Source organism: Paenibacillus sp. J31R98, from assembly GCF_056269245.1.
The window spans coordinates 1,194,958-1,207,509 of sequence record NZ_JBWDNO010000001.1 but is presented as its reverse complement, the minus strand read 5'-3'; the positions used below and the strand labels follow the sequence as shown (position 1 = coordinate 1,207,509).

Here is a 12,552-nt window from a genome sequence, read left to right as displayed (position 1 = left end):
AGTGAGGCGACTGTTATGTCATTAACCGTCATAACGCCGGTATTGAATGAAGAGACATTCATGCCTTTATTCCTGGAAAGCGTGATGACCTTTGCAGACGAGATCATTATCGTTGATGGAGGCAGCGAAGATCGAACTTTGGAATGGATCGAGAGCTATCGCCATAAAGCCAATATTCGGCTCTTTACCATGAAGCAAGCCGGGCTACCTTACACCGATGATTGGAATGAATCCGAAGTACGCAATTTCATGGTGGAGCAAGCGACCTCCGACTGGATCGCCAATCTGGACGTTGATGAAATCTTCGACGATCGATTCGCGGAAGAGTTGCCGAAGCTCATGGAAGACAGCGAAACGAATGTGTATCAGTTTCCTTTCGTTAACTTGTGGTGCGACTTGGATACTATTCGCGTCAACGCCACCGGCGACGCTCGCTGGTCGAATGATATATTGCGTATGTGGCGCAACGGAATCGGAATCAGGTACCGGGACGAGAAACATCATTGCACGCTGCAAGCCGCTGGCGGAGCTTCCATCTGGAAGGAACCTCGCAGAAGTGTTCCCGTACCCTTGTATCATTACCACTATGCAATTGGGAGGCGAATCAAATTCGGGGATAACCGTCGAATGGATCTAGGCGTGAATGGTCATATCGGCGACCCTAATTTTAAGCATTCACATGATGAATACGAGATTCTCACGGCGAAGTTTGAAGGCAGACATCCCACGGTAGTTCGAAATTGGTTTGGGCTGTAATCGTCACCTTGCAATAGAAGCTACTCTTCTTATGCCTTAGAGTAATATCACGTTGTTTCGGTCTTGCAAATGCTTGGTTGCATTCCGACAATCAATGACAAGCCGTGAATGCTTAACAAGCAATTCATAAGGAACTTGGGCATGATCGGTCAATATCACGGTACAAGCGTAAGCTTCCACGCTTTCAGCCGACAATGGCGTACTCTTCAGCTCGCATTCCCCAAGCTGGAGCTCCTCCACATAGGGATCGTGATAGTCTACGTTGTAACCCCACTCTATTAACCTCTCCATAATTCGCAGTGCTCCAGATTCGCGTATATCATTTACGTTCTTCTTATATGCGACGCCAATAATAAGGATATGGGTTCCGCCTTGGGATTGGCTTACATAACGATTAATCTTTGCCGCGACATATTCCGGCATCTTGTCATTCACTTGCTGACTCAGTTCAATAAACGGCAGATCCATTCCGTAACCTCTGGCAGCCCAGAGCAAATAAATCGGATCTATCGGTATGCAATGCCCCCCTACCCCCGGCCCCGGATAGTACGGTATATAACCAAAAGGCTTCGTGCCCGCTGCATCGATAACCTCCCACAGATTAATGCTCATGGCTTCACACACCTCAACGAGACTGTTCATAAAAGAAATATTCACAAATCGCTGGCTGTTCTCCAGTAATTTGGCCATTTCTGCTACACGGGGAGATGAGACGACGACGACATTCGAGAATGCAGTTTCATAGATTTCCCTGGCCTTATCCGTACATTTCCGGGTAACGCCTCCGACGATCTTCGGTATGTCCTCCAGCTTCCAGTGGCTGCTGGGGTCAATCCTTTCCGGAGAATAGGCTAAGGATATATCATCTCCGACAATGAATCCTTCCGACTCTATTAGAGGCAGCAGTATATCCTCTACCGTACCTGGAAAGGTGGAGCTTTCGAGAACAATGAGCTGACCTGGCTTCATATAAGGCAAAATACTTCTGACCGCACCAATGACATGCTTTAAGTCCGGTTGATGGTGTTCAGTAAGCGGCGTCGGTACACAGATAAGAATCGTATCGAGCTCCTTGACAGATTCGAAGGAGCTGCTGACGAAGAAATTGTTGCTCGCAAACATATCAAACACATCGCTGTGAGTGAAATCCGATAAGTAGGTTTTCCTATTGAATAAAGAGCTCACCCGATGCTCATCAATATCTATTCCATGAACAATGTGCCCTTTATCCAGGAATAATTTTGCAAGTGGTAAACCCACGTAACCTAGACCGACAATTCCTATACGGAATGAGGATCGATTGCTCATAACAGACCTTCTCCCTGTTTCACTGCATCTGTACCATGGTACGCATCTCGCTCCTCTTCTGTATAGATAAATGCCTGTCTTTATCCAGATTCGGGGCTGAAGCATGACGACGAAGAGTAACAAACAAAAAAGGTACAGCATTCTCTTCTTAGAGAGAAGCTGTACCTTTTCCAATGTGCTCGCGATGCGCGGATTAGAGTTCTATTCGTTACGCGCGGCTTCCTCGCAACTCCATAATGTCCTGCTCCTTGCTGGTCAACTCGAGCTGCAGGCGCTTGATCGTTGACTCCAGCTTCTGAATTACTTCAGCTTCTCCGCTGGACGACGTAATCGCTTGATTATTTGCAGCAGCTAGCGGAGCTGTTGCTCTTGTTTCGGCTGCGCGACTCTCTTGAACATACGATGTATCATAAAGCATTGGCAATGCAGGCTGCTCCGAGCGAAGCACGATTTGGTCGGAAGCGAGACCCTGGCAGAATGCCTTAACCGTAATATCACCCGCTTCCGTTGTTGCACGAACGAATACCGTTGCCGTGCCGAACAAGGTGCGCGCCGGATTGGCACCTGGCAATGGGCCTTCAATGATTTCTCCAGGTCCTTCCACAACAAATTGAATGTACTCGTTGCCCAGTACCTTCGGAACGCCTTTATGATCGACCAGTACCGCTCGAACCGGTACAAAATCTGAGCCGTCAGCGGTAAGGCCGATGTTGACATCGTCAACCTCCAGCTTCACGCCCGCCAGCCATTCGGAGTACACTTTCTCTTCGCGGCAGACCACTTCACCGTTAATGAGGCCTTCAGCGATCATCTTGATTTCGCCCGTGCGATGCCTCCAGTTCGTCGAGATCTCATGGAAGTCGAACACATCCTTGAACACAACCGGCGGATTCGGCATTGCCGTGTAATTCGGCTCCGGCTTGCGCGTGCCGATAAGCTCGCCAAGCCAAGTCAGACGCACTTCCTCGCAGTTCGTGAACAAGATCACGTCACTGCCAGATACCTGTGTCAGCTCGTGAGTGATATAAACCATCGGACCTGTTTCGATGCCCTTCAACTTAAAGTCAGGCGAATATTGACTCTTGAACAAATGATAGGAATAACGAGGGATTCGATAGAGATCGAGCACCCCGCCGAGGAACGGATCGGGATGGTAGCCTCGTTGATGATCGATCCCGCACCATACCGTTGCGCCAATCCGCTTCGGCGGCGTTGAGTAGATATCGTCCAGATCTTTCGCGCGAATCATCGCTTGGTTGAGCATAGCCTGCTCGCCCCATTCCCGCTTCACGCGGGTCATCGCGTTCTGGGAACCAAAGTTGTCGACTTCGCCGCCATCGCCATACTCTCTAGTCAGCGAGCATTTCTCATCTTGCATGCTGCCATGGTAATAGAAGTCGAATCCCGCTTCTTTGGCACTGTCCACGTCTGCACATGTGAACGCCCCAGGATACGGGAATTCTTCATGGACGATCCGGTGCATTTCCTTCAGCATGGACACTGGCTGATCATCGGTTTCATTAAGCGCCGTCTCCCACAGAAGTACAGCCGGACGGTTCCGGTCACGTCTTACCATGGCACGCGTATCTTCGAATACACGCTGTTCGAACAAAGGATCTTCGCCGTTATAGAATTGCCAGCCCGGGTTAGCAACCGTGACAAGCAGCCCGAGCTCATCACATGCATCCATAAATGCAGAAGACAGCGGGTAATGGGCTGCGCGCACGACGTTGGAACCGCCTTCCCGGAGCAGCACCGCATCGCGCCATTGTCCGGAATTCGGCAGCGCATTGCCGACATAGACATAATCCTGATGGCGATTGACGCCGCTCAGCTTCTGTCCGATAAACGTTTTGTTGACGTAGAAACCATCGTCACCACGCATCTCGAACAGCCGGATGCCGAAGCGGGTTCTGAAGCTGTCGATCATCCTGCCCTCTACCGACACTTCCGTACGGATGAAGTGGAGGTAAGGAGCATCAGGATGCCATAGTTTAACGCCTTGCGGATTCATTCGCTGGATGAATGTTTCCTTCTCGCCAGGCTGCAGCTCCGCAATCTCTTCGAAGACGAGCAATTCCTGGCCATCCTCGTTCTCAAGCACGGTACGCAGCGTGAAATACCGGCGTACTCCGTCTTCATTCATCACTTCCGTGCGTATTTCAATGTCTGCATCGTTTCCAGTGACATCCCGTATCCCTACGAATACGCCGCCGCCCGCAACTGTTGAGCTAAGAAGATTATGCGTGACATGAAGCTGTTCCGTTGCGATCATGTACACGTCACGATAAATCCCGCCAAGGTAGCTGAAATCCAGATAATCCTGCGGTTTGCCCGGCGGATAGCTTGGATCATTGGAGTTATCTGCCCTTACTGCAATGATGTTATCCCGTCCATCTGGATAGACAAGGTGGCTGATATCAGCCGCGAATGGAAGATAACCGCCTAGATGCTGCACGACTAGCTGGCCATTCACCCAAACATCCGCAATGCCCATGACCGCTTCGAAATGAATAACGGTCCGTTTGCCCTTCAGTTCTTCAGGAAGATTGAACTTCTTGCGGTACCAGGCAGTACCTTGATAATTGCGCATCCCACTCGCATTCTCGCCAAGAATTTCAAGGCCGTGAGGCAGCATGGCTGCCTCCCAGACTCTGTCATCGAACTGGACTTCATGAGCGCCAGGCGCGTCTCCTTTAAGGAAACGCCAGCCTGGATTGAAATTAAATACTTGTCTCGGACTTCCTTCAATGCCGTAGAAGCCTGCCGTGGAATATTGCGGTACTCTATTGTCCTGTCTCACTGCTGCATCTCACCCTCTCTGACTTATTCCAAGCCCAGCTCTTTACGCAGACCCAATGTAAATTCGTTGAAATGCTGTGCTTTTTCAAAGATCGGTTTGCTTAAATCTTCGCCTTCTTTGAACGCATGCTGTACTTCGTCGCTCCACCATTGCACATATTCCGAAGCGCCTACGATTTTACCAACTGGCTCAGCTCTCATCTCCACGCCGATTGTGGCAAGGATATTCGTATTCTTCCAGATTGGCGTCTCGAGCAGCGCATCCTTCAGCTCCTTGTCTTCCGTAAGAGGGAAGTCACCGTTCTGCAGCATGATCTTCTGTGCTTCAACTGTATTCATGAACGAGAGGTACTTGACTGCTGCATCCTGATGCTTGGAAGAGCTAAGTACGCCAATACCAGTACCTACCGTATAACCTACTTGCTTCGATTTGCCTGCTGGAAGCGGCAATACATCCCAGTTGAATTTAGCATTTTCCCGTTTGTTCTTGCCTTCCCAAACCCCGTGAATTTCGAACGCAACGTTACCTTTCATCCAATCTGTACCGGATTTCTCCAGATCTGCCCACACACCGATGGAATGGTCGACGTCTTGCAGGTTCTTAATCCATTCAATGTCGTTTCTAGCTTCAGGCGTTGTCATCAAGCTTTGCTTCCAATCTTGATCCATGAAATACAAGTTAGGAGATGTGCCATTCGCTACGCCTAGTACGCCTGCTGTAATGATAGAGTTGAATTGACCGTACGCAATGCCATACTCGCCAACGCTTGGATCTGTTACTTTCTTAGCAATTTCACGATATTCGTCCCACGTCCAGTTGTTCTTAGGCATGTCGATGCCGTGTTTAGCCAACAGGTCCTTGTTCACAAACATGATAATTGGATTCTCCGCGCGAGGCAGCGCGAGCTGCTGGCCTTTGAACTGCAGCGCTTCGAGCGAGCTTGCCGGGATTTTGGCTGTGCTAAGTACTGCATCCGACTTCATGTAAGGCGCCAAATCTACCAGAAGATTATCCTTCGCGAAAGGGATCGTATCTTGAACCCATATAATGTCCGCTGGAGTACCTGCTGCCTGAAGCGCAGTCGCTTTCTCCAGCATATCGTTCAGACCACCGCCATCAGCTTGAACGATATTAACCGTAATGTTCGGGTTCTTCTCATGGAACATATCCAGAACCTTCTGTTCATTCTCCGAAACTGCGGACCCACGAATGTAGTTCAGCGTAATCGGCTCATCAGTCGCCGGTTGTTCTTTTGTGTCTGACTTGGCATCTGTTGATTCAGTTGCCGTGTTCTTGTTTGCTGTCGTATCTGCTGTCGTGTTTGCTGGCTTGTTATTGTTGCTCGAGCATGCACTCAGAATAAGCGTGAACATCATTACTACGGACAATAGCATCATCGGAATTCTTTTCTTAATCATGGACTAATCCTCCTATTTATCTTTCGATTATTAAGATTGCGAATTTCCTATTGGTCCCCTGGAATCGTACCCATTCTCTGATACTGATCTTCCCCGCTTGCTCTATGGCATCCCCCCTACCATTAGTCAAACCTGCATCCTTGGCATATTAATCCACAAGACCGGTCCGCTCGATTCCTTCAACAAACCACCGCTGTGCAATCATATAGAGAACAAGCGGCGGGAACACAATGAGGAACGCGCCTGCCATCTTGGTCCCTTCGGTCACCGGATTCTGTGTCTTTGCTGCCATGCTCGGATTGTCACCGAAGATCGCCGCCTCCAGACCGGACAACTTATTCGACAGCGGGATGAAATCACCCGATAGGAACATCGAGGTCAGATAGCCTTCATTCCAGTACCAGATGAAAGAGAACAAGAAGACAACCAGGCAAGCCGATGAAGCAAGCGGCATAATTATCCGGAAGAACAGCCTGAACATCGAAGCTCCGTCGATCATAGCTGCTTCTTCGAGCGCCTTGGGAAGAGACAGGAAGAACTGCCGGAAGATAATGATAAAGAGCGCGCTCTTGAGTCCCTGCCCCAGCAGCGCCGGAACCAGAAATACGAACGGGGTACCGAGCCAGCCCAGCTTGCTGAAGATAACAAACAGCGGAATCATGATGACTTGCGGCGGGATTAGGAACGTCAGGAAGACGAGCGCAAAGAAGAAATTCTTCCCGGGAAATTGCAGCCGCGCAAGCGCATAACCAGTTAAGGCGCATACAAACACTTGCAACAGCGACCCGCCTACCGCCAGCAGCAGCGAATTCATGAATGAATGCGGATAGCTTAGCCCTTTGATCGCCTGGGCGAGATTATTCCAATCGATCGTTCTCGGAATCCATTTCACTGTCGGGTCCAGCAGATCGGATAACCCTTTCAGCATCGTGCTGATCATGTAGAAGAATGGCTGCAGGTACAGATAAGCAGTAATCGATAACAAGAAATAAATGAACAGCTTAGCGAGCAGCCCGTCGTTCATGTGCTGTCCTAGCACGGCCAGCTTAACCCGTTGTGCCTTGCGACCGTTGACATAGGAACGGACCTGGCGTGTGTACCGCCGAACGACAGCTTCGGTCTTCATCTTTAGGCCCTCCTCGCTTTATTGGAATTGTTCAGGAACAGCATGATTAAGGCAATCAGAATCATAATGACGATAAAGTAGATCCATGCAATTGCGCTGGCGTACCCGTATCCGGTTGAGATATCGAACATGTTTAATTTGATCTGTTCCATAATGGGATTGAACGGGAATGTGAACAGATCCACCATCGTGTACAGCAGGTTTAGCGCAATAAACGGCTTGATACCAGGCAGCGTGATTTTCCAGAAGCTGGTCCACGGAGAAGCTCCATCGATGCGAACCGCTTCGTAGATCGATCTGGAGATGGTCTGAAAACCAGCAATGAAGATAAGGATCTGCACCCCTGACGACCAGAGGATCAGGATCATCATGCCGAGAATGTTGAGCAGCGGATCCGCGATGGATTTGCTGAAATTCTCCGTAACGTACGTGTCTATTCCATACTGGGCGATGAACGGTACGTCTCCTGCTCCCTGCTGGAACAGCTCCGTTAATACTTGACCAGTAGAGAAGATAACCGGCAAGAAGAAGATTGCTCGGAACAGGAAGCGTCCGGGAAACTGCTGATTAAGCAGGATAGAAACACACAACGAGAAAATAATGATGACGGGTATCATAAAAATCATCTGCTGCAGGAATACAAGAAGCTGAATGGTAAATTCATTATCCTTGAATAACGCATCCTTGAAGTTCTGCAAGCCAATGTAGGAATACTTGAATCCCGTACCGGACAAGCTGACCTTCTGGAATGTCAGATACAGCGACCAGCCGATGGGGAAGGCCATGAATATGGCGAATCCGATCATCCAGGGCAGCATAAACAGATAGCCTGCTCCATAGCTTCGCCACTTATAGGCAAACTTGGCCATTCCTTTCGCCTTGGCGTTCATCGGCTCACCCCTGCTTCCACATCGAATCGTCCATTGTTATAATCAACCTTCACGCGGACGCCGTTGCCGTATTCGGTCACATAAACGCCGGTTTTCAGCTCATAATGATCGGTAATCGGCTGATTATCAGCCGTAGCCATCTTCTGCATGTCTGCATATTCCTGAAGCAATTGCTTCTTCCACTGTTCGTATCGGCTGCTGAAGATCCCATACGTCGTGGTGTCCATTAGCGTCCTGCTTGACTCTGCCGTCAACATGAAATACGGCACAGCGCCATATTCAATCCCCTTCAGCCTTTCCATCTCCATATCGTTGCGCAAGTTGCCTGGTGCCATCGTATAGGTCACGCTGCCGTGCAGGGCGATAGGCATGAATGGGACCATCTCGTCAACCATATAGAAATGGTTGGTATCTCTCGGTATCCCGGTGATGTGGTCGATATGGCCCAAGGAATAAGAATAACCAGTATAAACAGCGCTAAATCCGAGCTCCTTGCGAGTCATATCCAGGATCGAGTTATAAATTAGAGCCGTATCGTCACGGGTGTATTGATAAGCAGGATTGTAATCACGAGAAACAAAGTTCCCCAGTTCCTCGTAGACGACTCCGTCCACCTCGACAGCTTTCGCTTCACGAACCAGCTTCTCCGCCAGATGATAGGTCACATTAGGAGTAAGAAAGAAATCGCTACCGAAGAGCATGACATCGCCTTCGGCTGAACGAATGCCAAAGTTCTTAGGAGACAGGTCATCAGTCTCCGAATCCGCTTCGACAAAGTCCACATTCAGCACGATCTCATAGCCGAGCTCATGTGCCTTCGCAACGAGCGACTTCAAACCAGCCTTGCCTCCAAGCTTCTTCTCGACGTCAAAGGGATCCGAATTATGAAGTCTGCCATGACTTTGCCAGCCATCCAATGTGACGCGTGCATGTTTTACGCCAGACTGCTTCAGGTCAATCATGATCTTCTCCGCTTGACTGAAGGTAGTCGCCACTTCGTAATTGTTATCGTATTTGTTCGAATTCCCGCATAGGATCATCAGGTCTAACGGCACATCGCCGTGTGCAGTCTGAGTCGGCTGCAGCTTCCCTTCCGCTGTCAATTCGTCGCGATATCGCTTCGCCATTCCCACGTAATCCGCTTCTTTCCCTGTCAGGAAGGAATATTCAATTTCCCCATCCAGTTGTGTACGATTCTCCTCGAAGACCCTTGTCGCTTTGCCGCCCAGACTCAGACGGCGGTCATACTCTTCGCGATAAACGAATTTGGCGTTAATGGAGTTGAACGAACTGACAACTCCTGAAGGAAGTGCTCGTATCGCTGCCTTCGATGCGCCGCCATTGATAACGGCTAGAAAAGCATCGTCTCCCTTCTTCATGCCGAACACCGGAAGGGTCGGGTACACTGCCGTCGGGTCATAATCCGATGACTTGGTGGTGATCTCAGGGCCGTATACAGGCTGGTTATAGCCTTTGCCGATAAGCTGACGGTTGCTCGGAAAATGGATAAGCGCGCCTGGTCCGTCCGGCACAAGAAGATACCCTTCTTCATCTGCTGCTGCCGCTCCGAAGAACGGCAGCGCTTCAATGGACACGATACGGTTATTACCGTTCTCTTCCATACCGCTGTCTGGAATGACAACTTTCAATCCTTTGTCAGTTAACGTATAACTCATGATGAACTTGATTTGGAGCGACGTCAGATCATAGTGAACAGCTAAGCCATCCTTCTGTTTGGTGACCGTAAGTTTCATGCCGGTGCCAAGAGCATTCGCGACCTTCCGCTGGATGGAAGCCTGTTCGTAATATTCCATGATGAACGGCGATTCCAGGTTCGTGCGGAGATTGCCGGCTACAGTTTCCTTGGCAAGTGCGGACTTACTCGGGTTGCTGCTCCACGTCTCGCCGCTCTGAAGATTCTTAACCCTTATGTGTCCGCTCGACTGTTGAAATTCGAGAACATAGCCTGCATTGCTTGCCGCTTCGGCGAAGCCCTCGTTATCTACGGCACCTGTCGTCCAACTTTCTCCTGCAGGTAAAGGTGCTGCTTCCGCCTTTCGCAATTCGATTCCGAGCGGATCCGACAAGGAACTGCTGAGCTGACTTCTTGCAAAAAGTACGATACCTGCAACCGCAATGATGAATACCGCCGATAGAAGGACTTTCCGTCGTGGTCTGATGTTCAATAAGCTACCCAAGGAAAGAGACCTCCTTATACAGCTGATAAATGAAATCCGACAGGTTAAATGTCAAACCTGTACAAATCACGATAAAGAGCCAGATAATTCCGATTGTGCAGACCGTAATCGCTGAGTTTCTGAAATTCTCAAAAAAGTCAAAGTTATGAATGACCTGCGAGCTGACGAAGTAGAGAAGAATGACCCACAGCCACATGATGCTCGTTAATGAGGAGACTAGGATGCCTTCCTCCAGAACAAGGATATTGGTCAACAAGATAAGCGGGATCGAGAGCAGTGCATAGGGCAGCAAGGCGAACACGCTGGCTTGCAATACTTCCCGGAAACGACCTTCACCATCTTTAACCGTGCTGACCAAATAATTGGCGATTACCCATGTGAATACCGGAGCGAAGAACAAGAGAAGCTCCGTCCAGGGCTGAATCCGCCGGAGATCAACCGGATGGAAGATATACCCGCTCCAATACATGGACGCCAGCTTCACCGCCGAGACCAGCAGGATTATGATCAGCAGACTCCAGTAGGAAACGTTTCTCCCCTTGATTCGATAAAACCCTTCATAAGGGTGTATCATCGTGTAGCCGCAATCTCGTAAATCCTGTGTAATTCCCTTGAGGGACTCAGGAATCCGATCGTGAACATAAATCAATAATTTCTTTATTCCAAAGCGGTAGATGAGCCAAGCACTTGCTAGCGCTGCAACCAAGTAACCAAAATACCGTTCGATCCAATCCAGCCTGTATGACCAGAACGCTTCGGAATAGCCATCGACGTCATATGACCTTTTGAAATATTGCATCGCGTCCGAAGTACGCCCTTCCTTCTCGGCAGCTTCACCTAGCCCAAGATAGGTCAGGTTGATCATTTCGTTGAGCTTGCTCACATGACGCCAGTTATCCGCGCCTTTCTCGTAATCGCCAATGTAATAGTCGGCCGTTGCATCTAGAATGGCTTTGCCAAATGAGGTACGATCGTAAGCCTGCAGCATATTCATATCCGAATCGAGCACCCAGATCCGGTCCTTCGAATCAATTCCGATACTGGCGGGATAAGATAGCACGCCACGCCGCTCCGATTGCTTGCGAACACTTCCGAATGTGAATAATTCCGAGCCCTGCGGGCTGAATACGGAGATCATGCTGTCAATGTCGTCATCCCCTGTCACTCTGCGATCCAGGACATAATAGAAATCCCTTGTGCCTGCAGCAACATCAACAATCTGATCGGAGCCTGTAATAATGCCCGAATCACTTAGGCGGTTCTGCCCTCCCGCCGTCAGCTTCTTAACCTGGTCATCAGCGACGCCAAGCGTCGAAGTAAATAGGAAACCTGACTGATCGAGCGTAATATTGCTTATTTCCTGAGGCAGCTTCTTGCTCTCTTGCGCCATCTGCTCCTCAGTGAATATTGACTTCTTAATTCGGTCCAGCATCGTCACGCTTGCCTTGTTTCCACCTAGGAAGCCTGTAAATTCCCCGTTCTTGTTGACGCGGACAAGGCCTTGGTAAGAGCCCTTCGAAACCACATACATCATGCCGCGAGCATCAACCGTGATTTTCACCGGAACGAAATAAAATGATTTGGGCACCAGCGAATTGTCCGGCTTCTGGAACTCCTTTACGAACTTCCCCTCTGCGTCAAATACCGCAATCCGGCGGTTGCCCGTATCGGCGACATAAATTTCGCCTTCCGAAGTAACGAACACGCCTTCCGGCGCACGAAGCGCGCTCTTGCCTTCCTGTCCGCCGATTTCACGAAGATATTGACCGTTGCTGTCAAATACAGCAATGCGATTATGGCCTGTATCCGCCACGAACAGCTGGTCATTCGCAGTTATAAACAAGTCGCTAGGACCGCTTAGAGCGAGCTTGCCATTACCTGCAATGGTCATTCCCGTGGCGTAGATGTCCTGCATATAGTACAATTTGCTGTCTGCACCGCCGGTACCATGATTAAGATAGAACGTATAGTAAGGCTCCCTTGCAGATGCGCTACTCGGAAACAATATCGCCAGCAGGAGTATCAGCCCTATTAACGGCATGTATTTACGCAT

The 12,552-nt window shown here is 49.6% G+C and carries 8 protein-coding genes; 1 reads left to right on the top strand and 7 read right to left on the bottom strand.

What is annotated here, in order from left to right; all coding sequences use genetic code 11:
* The first annotated feature begins 15 nt into the window (after positions 1-15).
* Positions 16-756 carry a glycosyltransferase gene (locus tag AC0YNX_RS05420; RefSeq protein WP_475814606.1) on the top strand — a complete coding sequence of 247 codons (741 nt, stop codon included), beginning with the start codon at positions 16-18 and terminating at the stop codon, positions 754-756.
* A 36-nt stretch (positions 757-792) separates the two neighbouring features.
* Here AC0YNX_RS05420 and AC0YNX_RS05415 read toward each other — a convergent pair whose 3' ends face one another.
* From AC0YNX_RS05415 to AC0YNX_RS05385, 7 genes are all read right to left on the bottom strand, one after another.
* Positions 793-2,064, bottom strand: coding sequence for a nucleotide sugar dehydrogenase (locus AC0YNX_RS05415; protein WP_475814605.1), 1,272 nt, complete (start codon positions 2,062-2,064; stop codon positions 793-795).
* Positions 2,065-2,272: 208 nt separating this feature from the next.
* Positions 2,273-4,867 carry a glycoside hydrolase family 2 protein gene (locus tag AC0YNX_RS05410; protein WP_475814604.1) on the bottom strand — a complete coding sequence of 865 codons (2,595 nt, stop codon included), beginning with the start codon at positions 4,865-4,867 and terminating at the stop codon, positions 2,273-2,275.
* Positions 4,868-4,890: 23 nt separating this feature from the next.
* Positions 4,891-6,285, bottom strand: coding sequence for an ABC transporter substrate-binding protein (locus AC0YNX_RS05405; protein WP_475814603.1), 1,395 nt, complete (start codon positions 6,283-6,285; stop codon positions 4,891-4,893).
* A gap of 148 nt (positions 6,286-6,433) precedes the next feature.
* A complete protein-coding gene (locus AC0YNX_RS05400; RefSeq protein ID WP_475814602.1) occupies positions 6,434-7,411 on the bottom strand; it encodes a carbohydrate ABC transporter permease in 978 nt (325 codons plus the stop codon).
* Positions 7,412-7,413: 2 nt separating this feature from the next.
* Positions 7,414-8,301, bottom strand: a complete 888-nt coding sequence (locus AC0YNX_RS05395) for a carbohydrate ABC transporter permease (RefSeq protein ID WP_475814601.1) — start codon at positions 8,299-8,301, stop codon at positions 7,414-7,416.
* Positions 8,298-10,499, bottom strand: a complete 2,202-nt coding sequence (locus AC0YNX_RS05390) for a DUF5696 domain-containing protein (protein WP_475814600.1) — start codon at positions 10,497-10,499, stop codon at positions 8,298-8,300. Before AC0YNX_RS05390 ends, AC0YNX_RS05395 begins: the two co-directional genes overlap by 4 nt.
* Positions 10,492-12,552 (bottom strand): YIP1 family protein, encoded by a 2,061-nt coding sequence (locus tag AC0YNX_RS05385; protein ID WP_475814599.1) that lies wholly within the window; start codon positions 12,550-12,552, stop codon positions 10,492-10,494. Before AC0YNX_RS05385 ends, AC0YNX_RS05390 begins: the two co-directional genes overlap by 8 nt.